Consider the following 23,349-nt stretch of genomic DNA (forward strand, 5'->3'; position numbering starts at 1 on the left):
TGGATACGGGAGTTGGCGAAATGTCAATAGTCGGTATCCGGATGTTTGGTGTGATTGGTGCGCCAGGTGGATAGGCTTGCGGGCAGCACGGCCGGAACGGCCGCTTCACCGAGGGGGAATCCACACCGAAATGTCGTACCTGCGCACCTTCCTGCCCTGGATCGTCTTCGCGGTGATCCCGTCCGCCCAGTGGCAGTGGGCCGCCCTGGCCGGTCTGGTCGTCGCCTCGGCCGTCATCCTCCAGCAGCGCAGGGCCGGAGCCGCCTGGGACGCGCTGATCATCGAACTCGGCTCCGCGCTGTACTTCGCCGCGCTCGCCGCACTCGCCTTCGCCGACCCGCACTCCGGCATCCGCGGCTACTCCGCGACGCTCTCCTCCGCCTGCCTCGCCGTCATCGCCGGCACCTCGCTGCTGATCGGCAAGCCGTTCACGCTCGGCATCGCCAAGCGCAGCACCCCGCCCGAGATCTGGCCGCTCAAGCCGTTCATCCGGGTCAACGTGATCATCACCTCGGTGTGGACGGCCGCGTTCGCGATCACCGCCGTCGTCCTGGGCGTGCTCGCCCACGCGGGCCACGGCCACTCGCTGGCCTCGCTGCTGGTCCAGCTAGCCGGGTTCGCCGTGCCGATGGTCTTCACCGTCCGCTACGTCGCCCTGGTGCAGTCACGCCGGCCCGACGGCCCGTCGGGTCAGCCGCAGTCCGGGCGGTAGCCGACGGCAGGCAGCAGCCGCGACCACTCGTCGCGGGGGAGTGGAGCCCGCAGCACCGCGCAGGCCCGCGCCACCGCGGCGTCCGGCGACAGGCTCCACAGCGGGGCGGTGCCGTCGTCGCCGCCGACCAGGGCCCGGCCGTCGGGCAGGAACGCGAGACCGTTCAGCGACTGCGCCGGGCCGGTGAGGGTGGTGGCCGGGGCGTCCGGGTGCGCGGTGTCCCAGCGGCGCAGCCGGCCCTCGCGGCCGACCGCCGCCAGCGCCCGGCCGTCCCGGGCGAACGCCAGCGCCAGCACCGTGTCGTCCAACGAGCGCCGGACGGTGTCCAGTCGCGCACCGGTGCGGGTGTCCCACACATTCACCAGCCGGTCGTTCCCGGCGGTCGCCAGGTAGCGGCCGTCCGGGCTGACGGCCAGCCGGCGCACCTGATCGGCGTGCCCGTAGGCGCTGGCGCGGACCGGCCGCCCCGGATCGGCGACGGTGAGCAGGCGGACGAACTGCGAGTCACCGGCGAACGCCAGCTCGGCGCCGTCACCGAGGAACACCAGGGCGTGGACGCGGTCGTCGTTCGCGGGCCGGCGCTCCTGCAACGGCGAGCCGTCCGGCGGGCCGAGCAGCAGCCGGCCGGATCTGGTGCCCACCGCCAGCTGCGACCCGTCGGGGCTCAGCGCGACCGCCGACACCCGGCCCGTCACCCGCAGCGAGGCCCGCACCGCGCCGTCCGCCGCACCGCGGACCTGCACCGCGCCGCTGTCGGTGCCGCTCGCCAGGGCGCGGCCGCCCCGGTCGAAGGCCAGCGCGGTGACCGCACTGCCCGACGGACCCGTGACATCGATCGGACGCGGCACCGGCCCGCCCACGTCCCACAGCGCGAGCCGGCCGTCGGCTGTGCCGACCGCCGCCCGGTCCCCGGCCGCGGCGACGGCCGTGACCTGTGGATGCTCCGGCCACGGCGCCAGATCCGTGCCCCGCCGCAGATCCCAGACCAGCACACTGCCCGGCGGTGAACCGAACGCGGCCGAGGTGACGACGGTACGGCCGTCCCGGCCGATCGCCGCGCCCAGCACGAACGTCGGATGGCCGTGCAGCTCGGCCGCCACCCGGCCGGTCGCCACGTCCCACACCCGGGCGGCGCCGTCGTCGCCCGCGGACACCAGGGTGGCGCCGTCCGGCGTCAGGTCCAGCGCGTTCACCGAACCGACATGACCGGGCGGCAGGTCAGTGGCCGGCCACTGCTGCGGCCCGGTGTCCGGGGCCGCCGGACGCCACAACCGGATCCCGCCCTGCTCGTCGCCGACCGCCAGCAGCCCGCCGCCCGCCGCGAACGCCAACGACCGGGGCGACGGCGAGCGGCCCGCGAACACCACCGGCGCACCGCCGTCCCGCCGCGGCGGCGCGTCCACGTCCCGCACCAGCACCGCGCCGCCGACATCCGCCGAGGCCAACTGGTGGCCGGCGCCGAACGCCAACCCCTGGATCGCGCCCGCATGGTCCGCCAGCGTCCGCACCGGCGGCGCCGCACCCGCGTCCGTGCGCCACACCCACACCTGGCCCAGCAGCGCCTTGTCGCCGGAGCCCGCCGCCAGCAGCGCGCCGTCCCGGCTGAACGCCAGCCGCTTGGCCTTCGCCGGCCTGCCCTCGCCGTTCACGGGCATCACCGGGGCGGGCAACGGCGTCCGGTCGGCCACCCGCCACAGCAGGATCCGGCGCCGCTCGTCGCCCGTGAGCGCGGCGGCCAGCACCGACCCGTCCGGGCCGAACTCCAGATCCTGCACCGGATGCCCGACCTCCCCCTGGAGCTCGGCGACCCGCGCGGTGGTCGCGGAATCCCACAGCGTCACCCGGCCCTGCGCGTCACCCGTGGCGACCAGCTTCCCGTCCGGGCTCAGCGCCAGCCCGTTCACCCCGTATTCGAAACCCGGGATCCGCCCCGCCAGGTACTGGCCCTGGGTGCTCAGCACCGCGTCGTCCGCCTCCCGGCGCAGCTCCGGAACGCCCGCCTCGGCGATCCGGCGCGCCGCCACCGACTGCCACAGCGCCGCGTACGGGTCACGGGACGAACTGCGCTGCGCCTCGGAGAGCAGCACCAGTGCGCTGCGGCCGCCCGTCGCCGCTTCCGCCCGCTCGTGCTCCTGCCGCAGCAGGTCGCCGGCGAGCGCCGCCGCGACCAGCAACAGGGCCAGGATGCCCGCAAGTTGACGGCGGGTCCGGACCCGGCGGCGCTCCGCCCGGCGCTCCTGGTCGGCGCGGTGCGCGGCGGCGGCCAGGAAGTCCCGCTCCACCGGCGCCAGGCCGCGCCCGCCGTCGGACGCCGCCCAGGCCCGGACCACCTCCAGCCTGCTGCCCCGGGGCAGCAGGGCCTCCTCGCGGCCCGACGCCGCCCAGTTCTCGGCGTCCTGGGTCAGCTGCTGATGCAGTCTCAACTCGTCCCGGCTGTCCTCGATCCAGCCGCGCAGCCGCGGCCAGGCCCGCAGCAGCGCCTCGTGGGAGAGCGTCGCGCCGGCCGCGTCCAGGGTGATCAGCCGGTCGTCCGCGAACGACGCCAGCACCTGCGCCACCTGGCCCGGCTCGGCGTCGGCCGCCGCCAGCTGCGACAGTTCGGCGCGCCGCCGCGACACCTGACCGTCCGGCCCGAGGTGGACCAGCCGCAGCAGCACCCGGCGGGCCGCCACCCGGGCCGGACCGTCCAGCCGCGACCAGGCCCGCTCCGCCGTCAGCGCCACCGAACCGTGCAGGCCGCCGATCGCCCGGTAGCCGGACAGCGACAGCGCCCGCCCGCAGCGCTGCTGCCACACCGCGCGCAGCGCGTGCGCGAGCAGCGGCAGCGCCCCCGGGTCGTAGGCGCCGCCGTCCGGGGCGCCGGACGCGGCGCCGTCCAGGCCCAGATCGGCCAGCAGCACCTCCAGCAGGCCCGGCTCCAGCTCCAGCCGGGCCGTGCGGGCCGGTGCGGTGATCGCCCGGCTCAACTCCTCGGCGCTCATCGGCCCCAGCGCGAGCTGACCGTGGCGCACCGCCGCCAACACGCCCTGGTGCGCCAGCGCGTGCCCGTACAGGTCGGCCCGCAGGCCCAGCACCACCAGCCGGTTGCCGTCCGGTCCGGCCTCCTCGCACAGCCGGTCCAGGAACGCCCGCCGCTCACCCGGATCGGCGCACAGCGTGAACAACTCCTCGGCCTGGTCGACGATCCAGACCGGGCAGGCGCCCCGGGCGAGCGCGTTCAGCCGCGCCATCGGTTCGGCAGTGGGGGAGAAGACCTCGGCGTCGACCGCCCCCAGCGCCGGCAGCGCGCCGCGCCGCAGGGACGGCACCAGCCCCGCCCGCAACAGCGAGGACTTGCCCGCACCCGACGGGCCCACCACCGCGACCGGGCCACCCCGGTCCGCCAGCCGCTCGCCCAGCAGCGCCAGCAACTCCGCGCGCGCCCGGTCCCGCCCGTGGAACCAGCGCTCGTCCTCCGCCCCGAAACTCGCCAGCCCCGGGTACGGGCACTGACCGCGCACCGCCAGCTCCAGCAGCGCGCCACCCGTCCGCAACGCCTGGTCGCAGGCCCGCGCGAACGCCGCCGTGGGTGGCTTGTCGCCGCTCTCCACCTTGCTGATGTGGCTCTTGTCGTAGTGCACCTGACGGGCCAGCTTCTCCTGCGAGAGCCCGGCCGACTGCCGCCGCTCCCGCAGCACCGCCCCGAACCCGGCCCCGCGCCCACCCTGCCCGGGCACCCGCCCGCGATCGCCCTCGGTGCTCACCGCGACCCCGCCTCCCTCGACTCCACCCCACCCAACGAGCCCGCCCGACCCCGGACACGGGGCGCCGCGCCACCCGGGAGGCCGTCAGGAAACGGGCAGGTGGGAGGGGTTGTCGAGGTGCCGGGCCCGGACGACAACCGGCAACCGGTGCGCGGGCGGCATCCGGCGGGCAACGCTGTCACCGGGGCCGCAGCAATCACCGCCGCACTGACGCTCCGTCACCACCGCACCCAGGAGGACCTGCCCATGACGCCCACCCGTCGCGCCGCCTGCTTGCTGGCGCTCGCAGCATTCGGACCGGCCACCCCCGCCGACGCCGCCGACGCCGCCGGCGGCCCGCAGACCTACACCGTCCGCGGCTTCGACAGCTCGCACCACAACCACGAGACCAGGAACGGAGAGAAGGCCTACGACTGGCCCGCGATCGCCCACGACGGCCAGCAGTTCGTCTGGCTCAAGGCCACCGAAGGCACCGGCACCGTCGACAACTGGTTCACCCGGGATCTGGCCGGAGCCCGCTCCGCCAACCTGATCCACGGCGCCTACCACTACTTCCGCCCCGACCAGGACGGCGCCGCCCAGGCCGACCACTTCCTCGCAACCCTCCGCGGCGCCGGCCACACCGGCACCAAGCCGGGCGAACTGCCACCCGCCGTGGACGTCGAGGCGTGCACCCGTGACGGCCACCGGCTGCAACTCGCCCAGCTGGGGGCCTTCCTCCGGCGCGTCGAACACGCCACCGGCAGCGCACCGGCCGTCTACACCCGCCGCGACATCGTCGACGACTGCCTCGGCGGAACGAAGGACCTGGCCGGCCACCCCAGCTGGCTCGCCCGCTACGGCACCACCGAACCCCGCCCGCTGCCCGGCGCCACCACCTGGGACTTCTGGCAGCACAGCGACCACGCCCAACTGCCCGGCACCGCCGGCCTCCCGATGGACGCCGACGTCTTCCACGGCGACCGCGCCGCCCTGCGCCGCCTCGCCCACCTCGGCTGACCGAACCTCAACCCCCCACCCCGAAAAGGAAACACCACCATGAACCGCACCCACCGCCGCAGCATCACCGCCCTCGTCCTGCTCGGCACCCTGGCCCTCGGCACCCCCACCCTCGCCACCGCCGCGGACACCGTCACCACCACCCGGGCCGCCGACGCCCCGAAGACCACCCGCGCCGAGGAGATCCGCCGCGCCAAGGCCTGGCTGACCGCCGACCACGGCAAGCCCGTCCCCTACAGCCAGCACAAGACCTGGTCGGACGGCTACCGCCAGGACTGCTCCGGCTACGCCTCGATGACGCTGCGCCTGCCCAAGTCCGGCCCGAACACCGTCGCGCTGAAGAACGACGGCTGGACCAGGGCGATCAAGATGTCCGAACTGCGGCAGGGCGACCTGGTCATCAAGGCCAACAGCAGCGACCCCGACCACCGCCACGTGGTCATCTTCGACAGCTGGGACAACAGCAAGCACACCTCCTACCACGCCTACGAGCAGGCGGGCGGCGTCGGCACCCGCTACACCACGCACACCTACGGCCTCAAGGACGGCGACGGCTACCACGCCCACCGCCCCGCCAACCTGACGGACTGACAACCCACCGGCCGGGCTTCTTCACTGCGACCGGAATTCAAAAACCTCGCAAAGGGGCGGTACTGAATTCCACCCGAACAGCCAAGAACAGGGATGCCAACTTGAAAACTGTTGACGCCGCCGGAGGGTGAAGCCCCGCACCGGCACGCGTCTCCACCTGCGTGAACAAGGTTCCTGAGTTTTCCCTTAACCGGGTCCATTGACTGTCCATCGGCAGCTCTGCTTTGCTTCAGGCCGCAGACGGACGACCGGCCCCGTACGAGGCTCCGTCAATTCGCCTGCCGCCACCGGAAATACGGAATGCCGCGTATTTCCGTGGGCGGCAATCGTTCCCGGTCGTGCCCCACCGTCCGCTCCCGCCCCCAGGTTTATCGGCCGCACTGCGCCCCACCGAGGTACGGGCGGCCGGAGGAGAGAGGCTCCCCACCCATGGGTATGACCCCCACCGCCATGCGTTCGAGGATGGCGGCGCTGACCGCCGCCGCCTCGCTCGCGCTCGCCGCCGCCGGCCTCGCCGCCACCGCGGCCCCGGCGAACGCCGCCACCCCCGAGCCGGCCGCCGTGCCGTCGGTCTCCGGCCAGGCGCACCACGGCTCCGCCGGAACCGGAGGCGTCTCCAACGAGTTCAACCCGTTCGCCCCGGCGCAGACCAACAGCACCGTCCCGGGCGTCAAGCAGCACGCCAAGCAGAAGCAGGACCAGATAGCCCACCAGCTGCAGGCCGCGGCCACCGGCCAGCAGACCCTGTCCTACGGCGGCGGCGTCGACGGCATCGGCGTGCAGAGCGGCCACTCCAAGGTCTACCTGGTGTTCTACGGCAACCAGTGGGGTTCCCAGGGAACCGACGCCAACGGCAACCTGACGTTCTCCAACGACGCCGCGGGCGCCGCGCAGGCCGCGCAGAACATGTTCAAGGGCATCGGCACCAACGGCGAGACCTGGTCCGCCGACCTCACCCAGTGGTGCGACGGCCCGAACGTCGCCTCCGGCGCGGTCTCCTGCCCGTCGAACGCCGCGTTCATCCCCTACCAGACCGGCGGCGTGCTCTCCGGCGTCTGGTACGACAACGCGGGTGCCTCCCCGGCCTCCTCCACCGGCCACCAGCTCGGCGTGGAAGCCGTCAACGCGGCCGCCCACTTCGGCAACACCACCGCCGCGGCCAACCGCGACGCGTACTACGTGGTGCTGTCGCCGAAGGGCACCAACCCGGACAACTACCAGAGCCCGACCCAGGGTTACTGCGCCTGGCACGACTACAACGGCGACACCACCCTCACCGGCGGCGCCGTCACCTCCAACTACGGCGACATCGCGTTCTCCAACCAGCCGTACAACATCGACATGGGCTCCTCCTGCGGCGTCGGCTTCGTCAACTCGCCCGGAACCCTGGACGGTTGGACGATGACCCTCGGCCACGAGTGGCACGAGATGATGTCCGACCAGAACCCGGCCGGCGGCTGGACCAACCACGTCTCCGGCTCCTCGTACAACGGCCAGGAGAACTCCGACGAGTGCGCCTGGCTCCAGCCCGGCACCGCCGGCGGCGCCGCCAACGTCAGCTTCGGCTCGTACGGCACCTTCGCCGAGCAGGCCAGCTGGTCGAACGACACCAACTCCTGCGCCATCACGCACGCCATCCTCACCCACGGCGGCGGCACCACCAACACCGTCACGGTGACCAACCCCGGCACCCAGAGCGGCACCGTCGGCACCGCCGCCAGCCTGCAGATCCACGCCACCGACTCGGCGTCCGGCCAGACCCTGACCTACGCGGCCACCGGCCTGCCGGCCGGCCTGTCGATCAACTCCTCGACCGGCCTGATCTCCGGCACCCCGACCGCCGCGGGTACCTCCTCGGTGACCGTCAGCGCCACCGACACCACCGGCGCGGCCGGCTCCACCAGCTTCAGCTGGAGCGAGGCCGGCACCGGCGGCGGCACCTGCACCGCCGGCCAGCTGCTCGGCAACGCCGGCTTCGAGACCGGCACCGCCGCGCCGTGGACCACCAGCGCCGGCGTGGTCGACAACTCCACCTCCCAGCCCGCCCACAGCGGCTCCTGGAAGGCCTGGCTGGACGGCTACGGCTCCGCCCACACCGACACCGTCGCCCAGACGGTGACCATCCCGGCCGGCTGCAAGGCCACCTTCAGCTTCTGGCTGCACATCGACACCGCCGAGACCGGCACCACCGCCTACGACAAGCTGACCGTCCAGGCCAACTCCACCACCCTGGCGACCTACTCCAACGTGAACGCCGCCACCGGGTACGTGCAGAAGTCCTTCGACCTGTCCTCCTACGCGGGTCAGAGCGTCACCCTGAAGTTCACCGGCACCGAGGACTCCTCGCAGCAGACCAGCTTCGTGATCGACGACACCGCGCTCAACGTCTCCTGACGCGGTAACAGCCTCCCCCAGGGGGCGCCGGGGCGGGCCCACCACGGGCCCGCCCCGGCGCCGTTGCGCAGGGGATCCAGTAGGGCCGCCGCCGCGTCCCATCACTGCACGCCCGCCGGCCCGACCCGTTCAGAGAGACGAAGCCATGACCCCGAAGCTGATCAAGACCGCCGCAGCCGCCCTGCTCGCCCTCGCCGCACTGAGCGGCTGCGGGTCCGCCACCACCACCGCCACGACCACCGCCGCAGGCCCGACGATCGGCTCCACCGGCGCCACCGCCTCCACCGGCCCCGTCGTGCTCGACGAATCCGCCGACCGCACCCACATCACCGTCGCGCCCGGCACCATCGTCCGCACCGAGCTCCACAGCACCTACTGGTCGCCCGCCACCAGCACCGACCCCGGCCTGCTCGCCCCCACCGGCGAACCCTCCACCACCGCCGCGCCCTCCTGCCGCCCCGGCAGCGGCTGCGGCACCGTCACCACCGCCTTCACCGCCCGCACCGCCGGCACGGTCCGGCTGACCGCCCACCGCAGCAGCTGCGGCGAGGCCAAGCCCTGCCCGCCCGGCCAGCAGGACTTCACCGTCGACGTGGACATCACCCGCTGACGGTTCCTCAGGCCCCGCCCCCGCGCGCGTCGTACGCCGCCCGGGCGGCGGCGATCTCCCGCTGGTGCGCCTCCGTCCAGGTGACCAGCGAACGGATGGTGGAGGCGTTCCGCGCGGCGCTGCTGGTGCCGGTCGCCGCGACGGTGCTCGGCGCCCTGGTCGCCGCCGTCGGCGCGGTGCGACGCCGCGCCTGACGCCCCCACGGCCCCGGCGGGTTGCGGCCCGCCGGGGCCCGGAGATTGCCTCAGAACACCGGGTCGACGGGGGCGAGGATGCCGAGCCGGTCCTCGATCTGCTGGGCGGCGGCGAGGCACAGGTCCTCGCGGAACGGCCGGCCGACGAGCTGGACGCCCGTCGGCAGGCCGCCGCCCACGCCGGTGGGCACCGCGACGGCGGGGACGCCGACGAAACTGGTCACCGAACTCAGCGCCATGGCGGCCGCGACCCGGTCCCGGCCCGCCTGGTCGCGCGACTCCAGGCCGGGCTCGACCGGCGGCTCGGTGAAGACCGGGCCGAGCAGCAGCGGGTACTCCGTCATGAACTCCGCCCAGGACCGGCGGATGTTCGTCCAGGTGCCCATCAGCGCGATCAGCCGGGCGGCGTCGACCGGCGGCACCTTGCGCATCGCGAAGCCGATGTAGCGGTCGCCGCCCTCGCCGAGCACCTGCCGGACGGCGGGCCAGGCGGGCGCGAACTCGGTGTTGGTGAGCTGCTGGTAGGCCTCGAACGCCTCGGCCATCCGGGGCGCGTCGGGCACCTCGCGCACGTCGTACCCCGCGTCCGCCAGCGCCCCGGCGGCCCGCTCGACGGCCCGGCGGACGGTCGGGTGGACACCGAGCCCGCCCGGGTCGGTGACCACGGCGACCTTCGGCGGAGCGTCGAACGGACGGCCGTACAGCGGCGCCGGAACGGCACGCGGATCGCGCGGGTCGGGCCCGGACAGCGCCTCGTACGCGATCCGCAGGTCGGCCACCGTCCGGGCCAACGGGCCGTCGTGGACCAGCAGTTGGGAGGCCGGCCCCGGGTCGTCCGGGCCCAGCGTGCGCTGGTCGGCGGCGAACCGCCCGGCGGACGGCTTGAGCGCCGCGACGCCGCAGAACACGGCGGGGATGCGGACCGAGCCGCCGGAGTCGTTGCCGAGCCCCAGCGCGGCCATCCCGGTGGCCACCGCCACCCCGTCCCCGCCGCTGGTGCCGCCGGGCGTGCGCCCCGGGTCCCACGGGTTGAGGGTCTCGCCGTACAGCTCGCTGCGCGGGTGCATGCCGGACAGGATCAGCGTCGGCATGTTGCTGTGGCCGAGCGGGATCGCCCCGGCCGCCCGCAGCCGGGCCACCGAGATCGCGTCCTCCGGGGCGATCATGTGGGCGAAGCGGGGCGTGCCGAACGTGGTCGCCACCCCCTCGATCCGGATGCACTCCTTGACCGTGAACGGCACCCCGGCCAATGGACCGAGTTCCTCGCCGGCGGCCCGGCGCCGGTCGAGCAGGCGGGCCTCGGCACGGGCCCGGTCGGCGAGCAGCTGGGTGATGGCATTGACCCGCGGGTTCACCTCGGCGATCCGGTCGAGATGGGCGTCCACCACGTCGAGCGCGGACGCCTCGCCGCTGCGGACGGCAGCGGCGAGCTCGGCGGCGGAAAGTTTCCACATGGATCCGGTCCTCCTGGGTTTCTCGGTTGGTTCCGATGCGGTTGCATCGGAACCGAGCCGCACTCTAGCCCGCGAACCGATACACTCGCATCGAATAAAATCGACGGGAGGCCCCAACAGATGCCCAAACAGGTCGACCACGAGGAACGCCGCCGTCAGATCGCCGACGCCGTCTGCGCCCTGATCGACGAACAGGGCATCGAAGCCGCCACCCTCCGCGACGTCGCCGCCCGCGCCCAGGTCTCCATGGGCGCCGTCCAGCGCTGCTTCCGCACCAAGGACGAGATGCTGCACTTCGCTCTCGCCCACATCGGCCACCAGGTCACCGCCCGCGCCCACGCCAGCCTGCTCGCCGCCCCCGCCCAGTCCCCGGCCAGCACCGTCGGCCACCTCGCCCGCGAGATCGCCCTGCTCCAGACCCGGCACCGCGCCCAGGCCCGCACCTGGATCGCCTTCCTCGCCGCCGCCGCCGTCCACCCCACCCTCGCTGCCGCGCTGCGCACCAGCTACACCGACCTGGAGACCTTGCTCACCGGACTCATCGCCGCCGCCGGAGACCACCCCGATCCCGCCCACGAGGCCCGCACCCTGCTCGCCCTCACTGACGGCCTCACCGCCCACGTCCTGATCGGCCACCGCACCCCCGAGGAGGCCGAACACCTCCTGCACGCCCATCTCGCCCGCCTCTGGGACCGCCCCGCCGATTGACGCGGGCTCCTCACCGCCCCGCCGATTGACGCGGGCTCCTCGCCGCCCCGCCGATTGACGCGGGCTCCTCACCGCCGCACCGGAAAACCCGGTGACACCCGCGCGCCGCCCCCACGACACTGTCCGCGGACCCACCGCCCCCCGAAGTCGAAAGGCGCCACCATGGCACTCGCCAAGAAAGGCACCCGCCGCATCGTCGTCGACGGCGCCGAATACCGCTGGCACGCCAGCCGACGACACCTCTGCTGCGACTACGAAGGCGGCACCCTCGGCTACGTCGCCGAGGACGCGAACCGCCCCGGAACCACCCTCGTCGTCGAAACCGGCCGCCGGGCCCGCCTCGAGCCCGACCTCACCCCGACCGACCTGGTCCTGCCGCGCGAAGTCGCCCACGGCATCCGCACCGCCCGCGCCCAGGGCTGGAACCCCACCGCGAACGGCTCACCCTTCATGCTGAGCCTCTCCGCCACGGAGCCGGATCAGGGTTCCTGATACACCGTCAGGACGACAGGCGGCGAACGGCACTCCTCCTCGGAGGCGACGGCCGCCCCTTCTTGGAGGCGACGGAAACCCGCAGAGCCGCATGGTCTTCTGGAGCGGACCGGCACTCCGCCCCGCTCAAGGAGACACCTCGTGAACTCGCCACCCCCGCACCGCCGTTACGCCTTCGCCGTTGCCACCGCGGCCCTCCTGCTCGGCGGACTCGCCCCGTCCGCCCACGCCGCGCCCGCCGAGGCCATGGCGCCCGCCGAGGCCAACGCGGCCGACGTCGTCCAGCAGCGGCTCGACGCGCTGGTCACCGGCGACCACGTGCCCGGCGCGCTGGCGGCCGTCCGGGGCCGGGACGGCCGCACCCGCGACTACACCGCGGGCGTCGGCGACCTGGCGACCGGCGCGAAGGTCCCCGCCGACGGGCAGGTCCGGGTCGGCAGCAACACCAAGACCTTCGTCGCGGTCGTCGTCCTCCAGCTGGTGGCGGAGGGCAAGGTGGACCTGGACGCCTCCCTCGACACCTACCTGCCCGGCCTGATCCACGGCGACGGCATCGACGGGCGGCGCATAACGGTCCGCCAAGTCCTCCAGCACACCAGCGGGTTGGCGAACTACACCGAATTCCTGGAGTTCTCCCGGGCCGACCAGTACCTGGAGCCGCGCGAACTGCTCGACATCGCCCTCGCGCACCGGCCGGACTTCGCCCCCGGCGCCGGCTGGAAGTACAGCAACACCGGATACCTGGTGGCCGGACTGATCGTCCAGAAGGTCACCGGGCGCCCGGTGGGGGAGGAGATCACCAAGCGGGTGATCGACCGCGTCGGCCTGCGCCACACGTACTTCCCCGCCCCGGGCGAGCTGACCATCCGTGAGCGCCACCCCCACGGCTACGTGGTCGAGGAACCCGGCACCCCGCCCCTCGACATCACCGAGATGGACTCGTCCTGGGCCTGGGCGGCCGGCGCGATGATCTCTACCAACACCGACCTGAACCGCTTCTTCTCCGCCCTGATCGGCGGTCGACTGCTGCCACCGGCCCAGCTCGCGCAGATGCGGACCACCGTCCCGGCCGAGTACATGGGCCCCGGCGCACGATACGGCCTGGGCCTAGCCAGCCGCCCGCTGCCCTGCGGCGGCCTGTCCTGGGGCCACGGCGGTAGCCTCCCCGGCTACGTCACCCGCGGCGGCGTCACCGAGGACGGCCGCGCGGCGAACGTCACGGTGACCGAGGCCCCGTCGCCGGAGGTCCAGCAGCGCGTGGCCGACGCCGTCGACGCGGCGCTCTGCCGCTGAGCCGTCCCGGCCCTCCGCGGCCGGGGGGCGCTGCGTTGCTGAGCCGTCCCGGCTGCTGCCCCGGAACACGCATCGACCCGCGGTCGCTCGGCCACGGAGGCCGGGACGCGCGGGTCGATGAGTGTGGGGCGGGCGGTTGTCCGGCGGGCGGGGGCGCGCCCGCCGGACACCTGGCCCGGCTTCTAGAAGTGGGCGCCGGACTCGATGAAGGAGCCGGAGACACCGTGGTCGTCCGCCCAGATCCACCGCTTGCCGTGCTCGACCCCGTCCGGGCCGACGAAGGAGAACGCCTCCGCGAAGCCGGCCCCTTCCTCGTTGGCGATGAACTGGGACTTGCTCCAGTGGGCGCCCGGACCCTCGTGAGGACCCTCGTGGGCGGACGCGAGCCCGGCGCAGCCGATCACGAGGGGGGCGGTGAGAGCGCCGATGGCCAGGACACGCTTGAGAGCACGCATGAAAGTTCTCCTCCGAGAAGTTCGACGGCCGGCGGGGCGCGATGGTGGGCCCTGCCGATTCCAGAACGACATGGGACGCGCGGGCCCGCAATGCGGCCGTGCGTCCATGTGGTCGCTAAGGCGAGCACTCGGTCCTGCGCCCGCAAGGGGAGGGACGGAACGAAGGTTCACCCCTGGGTGCTCGCCCGCGCAGGCGAATGACGCCCGTACCCCCAGCAGTTTCCTTTCTGCTGAACAATCACCGGCGGTCTGCCTCACCATGTCTGACGTCAAGTCAGTCCGAGCTCCTCGGAGAGCCTGACACCAAGTCAGGGTGCTGCCGTTTCCGGCGGCATCCGCTGCTCGAGCATCCGAGCGATTCGATAGGTCCACTGATAGTACAAAGCGATAACTGCGAGTAGTGGCTGCACATAGTCAAGGGCATGACGAGACTCTTCCGCGGACCGGGTCGGCTCAGATCCCGAACGGCCCGCTTCATCAGTGCCGCAGCCACCCTGGGCCTGATCAGCGCAGGCCTGGCCGGCTCATGGGCCCAGGCAGCAGCGCCAACCCGCCACCACGCCGCGCCACCGGAGCGTCTCCGGGCCCTCGGCTCCGCGCTGCTGAACGAGGACTTCACCGGCGCCACCGCGGACTCGAGGTTCGTCGCAGTCGGCGCGGCCTGCCTCACCGGCGGACCCGTCACGAACCCCCTTCCGGGGGGCGGCCACCAGCTGACGGGCTGTCCGACCCCGGAGATCGGGCCGGTGCCGCCGCTGGACGGCTCGCCGTTCGGCTACCTGCGGATCACCGACTCCGCCAACGACGAGAGCGGCGCGGTGCTGTTCGACCAGGCGCTGCCGGCCAACGCCGGTCTGGACGTGCACTTCGACCAGTGGCAGTACGGCAGCACCACGCCCGCCACCCCGGCCGACGGCATCTCGTTCTTCCTGGTCAACGGTGACGTCACACTCACCCACCCGGGAGCGTTCGGTGGCAGCCTCGGCTACGCGCAGAAGCTGCCCGGCGACAATCCGGCCGAACCGTTCCTGCCGGGCGTCGACAGCGGCTACCTGGGCGTCGGACTCGACGTGCTCGGCAACTACTTCGGCGACTGGGAGCACCGCGGCAACGGTTGCCCGCCCGGCGAGCGCTCCCCCTCCGGCACCGGCTTCTACATCCCGGCGCCGGGCGCCAACATGGTCACCGTCCGCGGGCCCGGCGACGGCGTCGAGGGCTACTGCTTCCTGACCGCGACGACCAGCAACTTCACCACCAGCGGCCCGTGGCCGTCCACCCTGCCGGGCACCCTGCAGGGCCCGCTGACCTTCCTCCCGCCGGATGTGACGCCGCCGCAGGCCCAGACGCTGCTCGAGCCGTCCCGCCGCCGGGTGCACGTCCACCTGACCCCGTCGCCGAACCCGCTCCTGACCATCGGAGTCGACTTCAACGACGGCACGGGCGAGCACCAGGTGCTGAGCACCCCCGCACCGCAACCCGTCCCCTCCACCTACAAGTTCGGCTTCGCCGGCTCCACGGGCCTGTTCACCGACGTGCACCTGATCCGCAACGTGGTGATCGCCACCGAGGAGCCGCTGCCGGAACTCAACCTGGTCAAGCAGGCCCACCGGCCGCTGCCCGCCGACCTGACCGTCGGCACCCCGGTCCCGTACGACTTCGTCGTCACCAACTCCGGGAACGTGGACATCGACAACCTGGTGGTCACCGACCCGAAGATCGGCGGAATCACCTGCCCGGTGAGCACGCTGGCGGCCGGCCAGACAGTCACCTGCACAGCGGTCTACGTGGTCACACCCGAAGACGGGGCCGCCGGCCACATCCCCAACACCGCGCAGGCCAGCGGAACCACATCCGGCGGCCCGGTGACCTCGCCACCCTCCTCCGAGGACATCCCGGTGGTGGAACCGCCGGGCCTCGAGGTCATCAAGCAGGTGGACACCCCCGGGCCGTTCAACGTGGGCGACACCATCCCCTACACGTACGTCGTGAACAACACCGGCGGCACCGAGATCACCGACCTCTTCCTGCAGGACGACCGGGTCACCAACATCACCTGTGACTTCACCACCCTCGCCCCACGCGGCAGCCCCGGGGACGTGACCAAGTGTCATGGAACCTACGTGGTCACGCCGGAGGACGCGGACCTGGGAGAAGTCACCAACCACGTGACGGCGCACGGCACAGCCAACGGCGAGCCGGTCGACTCCCCGGAGACAGACGCGACAGTCCCGGTCATCAGCCCCTCCTCGGTCTCCCTGGCCAAGGAAGCGGACACCCCCGGCCCGGTCCACGTCGGTGACACCGTCAACTACACGTACACCGTGACGAACACCGGCCAGACCGTCCTCGACAACGTCTTCGTCACCGACGACCACTCGACGGACATCGTCTGCGACACCACCACCCTCAACCCCACCGAGAGCACCCTCTGCCACGGCACGTACCTCGTCACCGAAGCAGACCTGGCACTCGGCCACCTCACCAACAGAGCCCAGGCCGTGGGCACCAACCCGCTGGGCGAAGAAATCTTCAGCCCACCGGAAGAAGTGACACTGCCCGTCGTGGGCATCGCCGAGCTGACCATCGAGAAGACCGCCGACAGCGCCGGCCCGTTCCACCTCGGTGACACCGTCAACTACACCTACACGGTGACCAACACCGGTACCGCCGTGGTGCACAACGTCAAGGTCGTGGACGACCACGTCCCGGCCGTGACCTGTGACCTGACGACGCTGCTCCCGGAGCAGAGCACGCTCTGCCACGGCTCGTACGTCATCACTGCCGCGGATGTTGCGGCCGGTCACGTGACCAACACGGCCCACGCCGACGGCACCGACCCCGAGGGCCTGCCGGTGCAGAGCCCGCCCGGCGAAGCCACCGTCCCAGTGCTGGGCGAGGCCGAGTTGACCATCCAGAAGACCGCCGACAGCGCGGGCCCGTTCCACCTGGGTGACACCGTCCACTACACGTACACGGTGACCAACATCGGTACGGCGGCCGTGCACAACCTCAACGTCGTGGACGACCACATCACGCCGGTGGGCTGTGTGACGACAACGCTCAACCCTGGTGAGAGCACGCTCTGCCACGGCTCGTACGTCATCACTGCCGCGGATGTTGCGGCCGGTCACGTGACCAACACGGCCCACGCCGACGGCACCGACCCCGAGGGCCTGCCGGTGCAGAGCCCGCCCAGTGAGGCAACCGTCCCCGTTCTGGGCATCGCCGAGCTGTCCATCGAGAAGACCGCCGACAGCGCCGGCCCGTTCCACGTGGGCGAGACCGTCAACTACACGTACACGGTGACCAACAGCGGTACGGCCACCGTTCATGGGCTCACCGTGACCGACGACCATGTCGCGGCGGTGACGTGCGACACGACGACGCTGAACCCCGGTGACAGCACGTTCTGCCACGGTTCGTACGTCATCACTGCCGCGGATGTCGCGGCCGGGCACGTGACCAACACGGCTCACGCGAACGGCACCGACCCCGAGGGCCTGCCGGTGCAGAGTCCTCCCGGTGAGGCCACTGTTCCGGTGGCGGGTATCGCCGAGCTGACCATCGAGAAGGTGGCCGATTCTGCTGGTCCGTTCCATGTGGGTGAGACCGTCAGCTACACGTACACGGTGACCAACACCGGTACGGCGGCCGTGCACGCGCTCACCGTGACCGACGACCACGTTGCGACGGTGACCTGTGACACGACGACGCTGAACCCCGGTGAGAGCACGCTCTGTCACGGTTCGTACGTCGTTACGGCGGCGGATGTCACGGCCGGTCATGTGACCAACACCGCTCACGCGAGCGGCCTCGACCCCGAGGACCAGACGGTGCAGAGCCCGCCTGGTGAAGCGACCGTCCCGGTGGTAGGCGAGGCGCTGCTGACTCTTGAGAAGGAGGCGGATTCCGCTGGCCCGTTCCACGTCGGTGACACGGTTTCGTACACGTACACGGTGACCAACACGGGTACGGCGGCGGTGCACAGCCTGACTGTCGTTGACGACCATGTTGCCTTGGTGACGTGTGACGCGACGACGCTGAACCCCGGTGAGAGCACGCTCTGTCACGGTTCGTACGTCGTTACGGCGGCGGATGTCACGGCCGGTCATGTGACCAACACCGCTCACGCGAACGGTACGGATCCTGAGGGTCAGGAGGTGGTGAGTCCTCCTGGTGAGGCCACTGTTCCGGTGGTGGGTATCGCGGAGCTGACCATCGAGAAGGTGGCGGACAGTGCTGGTCCGTTCCATGTCGGTGACACCGTTGCCTACACGTACACCGTCACCAACACCGGCACCGCCGCGGTGCACAGCCTGTCGGTCGCGGACGACCATGTCGCTGTGGTGACGTGTAACACGACGACGCTGAACCCCGGTCAGAGCACGCTCTGTCACGGTTCGTATGTGGTGACGGCGGCGGATGTCACGGCCGGTCATGTGACGAATACGGCTCATGCTGAGGGTATGGACCCTGAGGGTCAGACGGTGGTGAGTCCGCCCGACGAGGCGACTGTCCCGGTGTTGGGTATTGCGGCGCTGGTCATTCAGAAGGCTGCGGACTCTGCTGGTCCGTTCCATGTGGGTGACACGGTCGACTACACGTACACGGTGACCAACGTCGGTACGGCGACGGTGAACAACCTGGCTGTGTCGGACGATCACATCGCGGGGGTGGACTGTGACAGGACGACGCTGAACCCTGGTGAGAGCACGTTCTGTCACGGTTCGTATGTGGTGACGGCGGCGGATGTGACGGCCGGGCATGTGACGAATACGGCTCACGCGCACGGCACGGACCCCGAGGGTCAGGATGTTCAGAGTCCTCCGGGTGAGGCGATGATCGACATCGCCGGTGACGCCGTCCTGACCATCGAGAAGACGCCGGACAGCGCGGGCCCATTCCACGTGGGCGACACCGTCGCCTACACGTACACGGTGACCAACGCGGGCACCGCTCCCGTGCACGACCTGGACGTGAGCGACAATCTCATCTCGCCCGTGACGTGCGACCGGATGACGCTGCCCGCCGGTGAGAGCACGCTCTGCCATGGCACGTATGTCATTACGGCGGCGGATGTCACGGCCGGGCATGTGACCAACACTGCGCATGTGAGCGGTCTCGACCCGGAGAACGAGCCGGTGGTGAGTCCGCCCACTGAGGCGACTGTGCCGGTGGTGGGCGAGGCCCAGTTGTCCATCGAGAAGGTGGCGGACAGCGCTGGTCCGTTCCATGTGGGTGAGACCGTGAGCTACACGTACACGGTGACCAACACCGGTACGGCGGCGGTGCACAATCTGACTGTCGCAGACGACCACGTTGCTGTGGTGACGTGTGACGCGACGACGCTGAACCCGGGTGCGAGCACGCTGTGCCATGGTTCCTATGTCGTGACGGCGGCGGATGTCGCGGTGGGTCATGTGACGAACACGGCTCACGCGGAGGGCACCGACCCCGAGGGGCAGACGGTGTTGAGTCCTCCTGGTGAGGCGACCGTTCCCGTGGTGGGTATCGCGGAGTTGAGGATCGAGAAGGTGGCGGACTCGGCCGGCCCGTTCCATGTGGGTGAGATTGTCGATTACACGTACACCGTCACGAACACCGGCACCGCCGTTGTCCACAACCTCACCGTCGCGGATGACCACGTCGCCGCGGTCACCTGCAACACCACGACGCTGAACCCGGGTGCCAGCACGTTGTGTCACGGCAGTTACGTGGTCACTGCCGCGGATGTGGCGGCGGGTCATGTGACGAATACGGCGCACGCGAACGGCACCGATCCGGAGGGTCAGGAGGCGGTGAGTCCTCCTGATGAGGCCACTGTTCCGGTGGTGGGCGAGGCTCAGTTGTCGATCGAGAAGACGGCGGATTCCGCTGGTCCGTTCCATGTCGGTGACACGGTGCACTACACGTACACCGTGACCAACACCGGCACCGCTGTTGTCCACAACCTGACCGTCGCGGATGACCACGTTTCGTCGGTCACGTGCAACGCGACGGCTCTGAACCCCGGTGCGAGCACGTTGTGTCACGGTAGTTACGTGATCACCGCTGCGGATGTTCAGGCCGGTCAGGTGACCAACACGGCTCACGCGAACGGTACGGATCCGGATGGTGAGCCGGTGCAGAGCCCGCCTGGTGAGGCGACTGTTCCGGTGGTGGGTGTGGCGTCGCTGTTGATCGAGAAGAAGGCGGATGCGACTGGTCCGTTCCATGTGGGTGACACGGTGCACTACACGTACACCGTGACCAACACCGGCACCGCCGTCATCCACAACCTCACCGTCGCGGATGACCACGTTTCATCGGTCACGTGCAACGCGACCACGCTCAACCCGGGTCAGAGCACGCTCTGTCACGGCAGTTACGTGATCACCGCCGCCGATGCGGCGGCCGGTCACGTGATGAATGTGGCGCATGCGAGTGGCGTCGACCCCAGTGGTGACTCGGTGGAGTCTCCGCCGGGTGAGGTGGATGTTCCGGTGGTGGGTGAGGCCCGGTTGTCCATCGTGAAGGAGGCCGGCGCGGGGGGTCCGTTCCGTGCGGGTGACACTGTCACCTACACGTACACGGTCACGAACACGGGTGCTGTGCCCGTGCACGGTGTCACCGTCACGGACGACCATGTCGCCGTGGTGACCTGTGAGGCGACCACGCTGAACCCGGGTCAGGGCACGGTGTGTCACGGCTGGTACACGATTACCGAGGAGGACGTTCAGGCCGGTCGTGTGACGAACACGGCGACCGCGAACGGTACGGATCCGGAGGGGCATCCGGTGGTGAGCCCGCCGGGTGAGGCGACGGTGGAGACCGTTTCGGGTGCGTCGTCGCTGTCGGTCGTGAAGGAGTCCGACGTGTTGGGTTCCGCGAAGGTGGGTGACACGATCACCTACACGTACACGGTGACGAACACCGGGTCGACGGTGCTGGCGGACGTCTCGGTCAGTGACGACCGGGTGTCCCCGGTGGTGTGTGAGTCGGCCACGCTGGAGCCGGGTCAGAGCACGACGTGCCGCGGTACCTACGTGGTGACCGAGGAGGACGCGAAGGTCGGTCATGTCACGAACGTCGCGACGGCTTCGGCGCGGGATCCGCAGGGGCAGCTGGTGGAGAGCCGGCCGGTGTCGCTGTGTGTCACGGTGTCGGAGTGCCCGGAGAAGGAGAAGGGCGAGGGCTGTGTGAAGGTGCCGCGTCCGGGTGGTCCTTCGAAGCCGCCGCATGCCGGTGGCGGGGGTCATCTGCCGGACACGGGTTCGCCCGCGGGTCTCGCGGCGGCGGGTCTGGCCGGTGGCGGGCTGCTGACGTTGGGCGGTGTGCTGCTGTACCGGGCGCGTCGGCGTTCGGACGCGGACCGGCTCGTGGGATAACAACACCCACCACCTCGCCGCTCGTTCGGTGAAGGGGACCGCCCGCCTCCGGGGCTTTCTGGCTTCGGGGGCGGTCCCGCGTCGTGTGGGGGCGGAGGGCGGGTGTTCGTCCAGTGGTTCCTGGTTCCGTTTCTCCAGGAGTTCTCGCGGGCCGGGGACGGCCCGCGGCGGGACGGTCGGGCTCGGGACGGTCGGCGTGGGCGCTTCGGTGTTCGGGGCGGGGGTGGTCTGTTCGTCGGGTGGGGTGGGGATGTTCTCGACGGGGCGTTCGGACATGTGCGGGGCCAGGGGCCAGGTGGCGCCGGCAAGGCGGCGGTGTCCGGCTTTGCGTGGGGCGGCCGGTGAGCCGGACCGTTCCGGCGGAGCCGGCACTGCGGGGTGGTCGGGCCGTGGTCCTGGCGCTCGCTCGGGGTTCGGGTGGATCTGGGTGAGTAGTCCGCGTAGGCGGTTGGTGATGCGGGTCGCTTCGCCGGCGAGGTTGTCGTCGAAGCCGGTGGTCGTGTCCGGTGCGGCGGTGGTCTCGTCGGTGAGTTCGATGTCGTGCGGGGTGCGGGGTGCGGGGTGCGGGGTGCGGGGTGCGGGTGGGGGGGGGGCTGGTCGTGGATTCTCTGCTGTCGGGTCGCTTGGTACCTCCCGGCACCGGGTCCTGTGACCGCCGTCCGCATGCCATCAGCGCGGTCTTACAGATCACGGGGCATCATCGAGGGTTCACTTACGTTCGCCCGTCCCGTCCGGCCTTCCCCTCGCCTGGGGCTCCTCGATGGCCGAGGTGCTCTTGGGCTTGAACGCTCCGCTTCACACCCCGCCGTTACCAGCGACGCATGGGAGCGCGGGGACGGGCCTTGGACACTGGCCCGAAGTTCAGCCGACCGATACCTCCTTCACGTGGCTGTCCTCACTTATCTGGAGCGACCTCGTGTCGCACACTGTGCTTCGTAGTTGGCCGACGTTTTCCGGGTGGTTGGCCAGGCTGTACGCCGACGGTGCGGTCGGGGTCTGTCGGTTTTTGAAGGTCGCCGACGCGGATTTCGGGCTCGGCTGCGCTCTTTGCCGGAGCGCGTCGCGGAACGGGCTATGCGTCCTCGTTGTCGCTGTGCAGGGAATGGATCATGCTCCGCAGGATCCGGAACGCGTCTGACTGCTCGGTGGCGGTCAGGCCGGCCAGCATTCTGGCCTCGACGGACCGGACGGCTGCGCTCGCCTTCTGGAGGCTTCGTCGGCCGCTCGCTGTGAGCCGCGTGGGAAGCGCCTTCCCGACGGGTGCCTCCGCGGGTCTGGTCACGTAGCCGTCTCGTTCCAGGGCCTGGAGTAGCACGTTCATCGTCTGCCGTGTCACGAACGCGCCCCGCGCGAGCTCGGAGTTCGACAGGCCCGGTCGTTGCGCCAGCAGCTCGAGGCAGGAGTAGTGCGTCACGCTCATCCCGAGCGGCCGCAGTACTTCCTCCATGGCCGCGCGAAGGGCGCTCGACGCTTCTTTCAGCAGGTAGCCCAGTGACGTCTCCAGGTGGACGCCGACACCTTCTTGACTCATGTCAGTATTCTGACATACGTTGATGCATGTCAGAAAACTGACATGAACGAAGGAGTGTCCTCATGCCCGTTACCGGCCCCGACTTCATCTCGCTCCAAGTGCGTGACCTCGATGCTTCGCGGGCGTTCTACGAGCAGTACCTGGGCCTCGTCCGCTCGCCGGCCGGACCCTCGCACGCCGTGGTCTTCGAGACGAAGCCGATCGCGTTCGCACTCCGCGACGTCGTTCCCGGAACCGACCTCGCATCCGTCGCTCGGCCTGGCATCGGTGCCGCGATCTGGCTCCACGCCACCGACGTCCAGGCCATCCACGACGCGCTCGTCGCCGACGGTCGCACCGTCGTCTCCGCGCCGGTCGACGGCCCCTTCGGTCGGACCTTCACCTTCGCCGACCCCGACGGCTACCAGGTCACGCTCCACGACCGCGCTTGATCGACCGAACCGCGCTTGATCGACCGAACGTAACTGGACGATCGCCGGTGGTTGCGTCCCGCCGCCCTCCTCGCCCACCGCCGCTGACCAGTGGCCGACCACCCTGCTCGGACTGGCCGTCAGGGCGAGAAATTTTGGCCAACTGGCCTGCAAAGCGGCCAACTACCGTGCACGGTGTGACTGTGCGGCGTAGTTGGCCGACGTTTTCAGGGTCGTCGGCCAGGCTGTACGCGGGGCTCTGAGCCGGGTGGTGTTCAGCCGTACGTGGCGCCTGGTCCGGGCCGCTGTGGTGGGGGTGCGGCTGGAGGGTCTGCCATGGCCTGCAGGGGAGCGAGCCCTGGGTCTGGTCGGCGTTGTGCGCGGTGGACGGGTCGT

Annotated in this window: 14 protein-coding genes; 10 read left to right on the top strand and 4 right to left on the bottom strand. The window is 71.2% G+C overall.

Features of this window, described 5'->3' with window-relative positions:
• Nucleotides 1-130: 130 nt before the first annotated feature.
• The gene (locus ACFYST_RS15110; protein ID WP_387862417.1) at nucleotides 131-712 is read left to right on the top strand and encodes a hypothetical protein; all 582 of its coding nucleotides are present in this window, start codon (nucleotides 131-133) and stop codon (nucleotides 710-712) included.
• On the opposite strand, the gene ACFYST_RS15115 is transcribed toward ACFYST_RS15110, so the two are convergent.
• A complete protein-coding gene (locus ACFYST_RS15115; RefSeq protein WP_387862420.1) occupies nucleotides 691-4,455 on the bottom strand; it encodes a helix-turn-helix domain-containing protein in 3,765 nt (1,254 codons plus the stop codon). The genes ACFYST_RS15110 and ACFYST_RS15115 overlap by 22 nt on opposite strands.
• Nucleotides 4,456-4,554: 99 nt before the next feature.
• Here ACFYST_RS15115 and ACFYST_RS15120 point away from each other — a divergent pair, with 99 nt between their 5' ends.
• The 4 genes from ACFYST_RS15120 (at nucleotide 4,555) to ACFYST_RS15135 (ending at nucleotide 9,049) form a co-directional block, all read left to right on the top strand.
• Entirely contained in the window at nucleotides 4,555-5,454 is a 900-nt protein-coding gene (locus ACFYST_RS15120) for a glycoside hydrolase family 25 protein (RefSeq protein WP_387862423.1), read from the top strand.
• 39 nt (nucleotides 5,455-5,493) lie between these two features.
• On the top strand, nucleotides 5,494-6,045 hold the full coding sequence (locus tag ACFYST_RS15125; protein WP_387649417.1) for a hypothetical protein: 552 nt from the start codon (nucleotides 5,494-5,496) through the stop codon (nucleotides 6,043-6,045).
• Nucleotides 6,046-6,474: 429 nt separating this feature from the next.
• Nucleotides 6,475-8,439, top strand: coding sequence for a putative Ig domain-containing protein (locus ACFYST_RS15130; RefSeq protein ID WP_387649414.1), 1,965 nt, complete (start codon nucleotides 6,475-6,477; stop codon nucleotides 8,437-8,439).
• Nucleotides 8,440-8,584: 145 nt separating this feature from the next.
• Nucleotides 8,585-9,049: a hypothetical protein gene (locus tag ACFYST_RS15135; protein WP_387862425.1), complete on the top strand. Its 465-nt coding sequence runs from the start codon at nucleotides 8,585-8,587 to the stop codon at nucleotides 9,047-9,049.
• Nucleotides 9,050-9,293: 244 nt separating this feature from the next.
• On the opposite strand, the gene ACFYST_RS15140 is transcribed toward ACFYST_RS15135, so the two are convergent.
• Nucleotides 9,294-10,697 (bottom strand): amidase, encoded by a 1,404-nt coding sequence (locus tag ACFYST_RS15140; RefSeq protein WP_387862428.1) that lies wholly within the window; start codon nucleotides 10,695-10,697, stop codon nucleotides 9,294-9,296.
• A 120-nt stretch (nucleotides 10,698-10,817) separates the two neighbouring features.
• Between ACFYST_RS15140 and ACFYST_RS15145 the strand changes: the two genes are divergently transcribed.
• From ACFYST_RS15145 to ACFYST_RS15155, 3 genes are all read left to right on the top strand, one after another.
• On the top strand, nucleotides 10,818-11,405 hold the full coding sequence (locus ACFYST_RS15145) for a TetR/AcrR family transcriptional regulator (RefSeq protein ID WP_387862431.1): 588 nt from the start codon (nucleotides 10,818-10,820) through the stop codon (nucleotides 11,403-11,405).
• Between the two features lie 162 nt (nucleotides 11,406-11,567).
• Entirely contained in the window at nucleotides 11,568-11,897 is a 330-nt protein-coding gene (locus ACFYST_RS15150; protein WP_387862433.1) for a hypothetical protein, read from the top strand.
• A gap of 141 nt (nucleotides 11,898-12,038) precedes the next feature.
• The gene (locus ACFYST_RS15155) at nucleotides 12,039-13,190 is read left to right on the top strand and encodes a serine hydrolase domain-containing protein (RefSeq protein WP_387862436.1); all 1,152 of its coding nucleotides are present in this window, start codon (nucleotides 12,039-12,041) and stop codon (nucleotides 13,188-13,190) included.
• A 182-nt stretch (nucleotides 13,191-13,372) separates the two neighbouring features.
• On the opposite strand, the gene ACFYST_RS15160 is transcribed toward ACFYST_RS15155, so the two are convergent.
• Nucleotides 13,373-13,645, bottom strand: coding sequence for a hypothetical protein (locus ACFYST_RS15160; protein WP_387649402.1), 273 nt, complete (start codon nucleotides 13,643-13,645; stop codon nucleotides 13,373-13,375).
• 422 nt (nucleotides 13,646-14,067) lie between these two features.
• On the opposite strand from ACFYST_RS15160, the gene ACFYST_RS15165 reads away from it, so the two are divergent.
• A complete protein-coding gene (locus ACFYST_RS15165; protein ID WP_387862439.1) occupies nucleotides 14,068-21,012 on the top strand; it encodes an LPXTG cell wall anchor domain-containing protein in 6,945 nt (2,314 codons plus the stop codon).
• 1,072 nt (nucleotides 21,013-22,084) lie between these two features.
• On the opposite strand, the gene ACFYST_RS15170 is transcribed toward ACFYST_RS15165, so the two are convergent.
• A complete protein-coding gene (locus tag ACFYST_RS15170; protein ID WP_387649397.1) occupies nucleotides 22,085-22,543 on the bottom strand; it encodes a MarR family winged helix-turn-helix transcriptional regulator in 459 nt (152 codons plus the stop codon).
• A gap of 62 nt (nucleotides 22,544-22,605) precedes the next feature.
• Between ACFYST_RS15170 and ACFYST_RS15175 the strand changes: the two genes are divergently transcribed.
• Complete coding sequence (locus ACFYST_RS15175) at nucleotides 22,606-22,974, top strand: VOC family protein (protein WP_387862442.1); 369 nt, start codon at nucleotides 22,606-22,608, stop codon at nucleotides 22,972-22,974.
• Nucleotides 22,975-23,349: the final 375 nt, after the last annotated feature.

Source organism: Kitasatospora sp. NPDC004614, assembly GCF_042873675.1.
In the GTDB taxonomy this organism is placed as follows: domain Bacteria; phylum Actinomycetota; class Actinomycetes; order Streptomycetales; family Streptomycetaceae; genus Kitasatospora.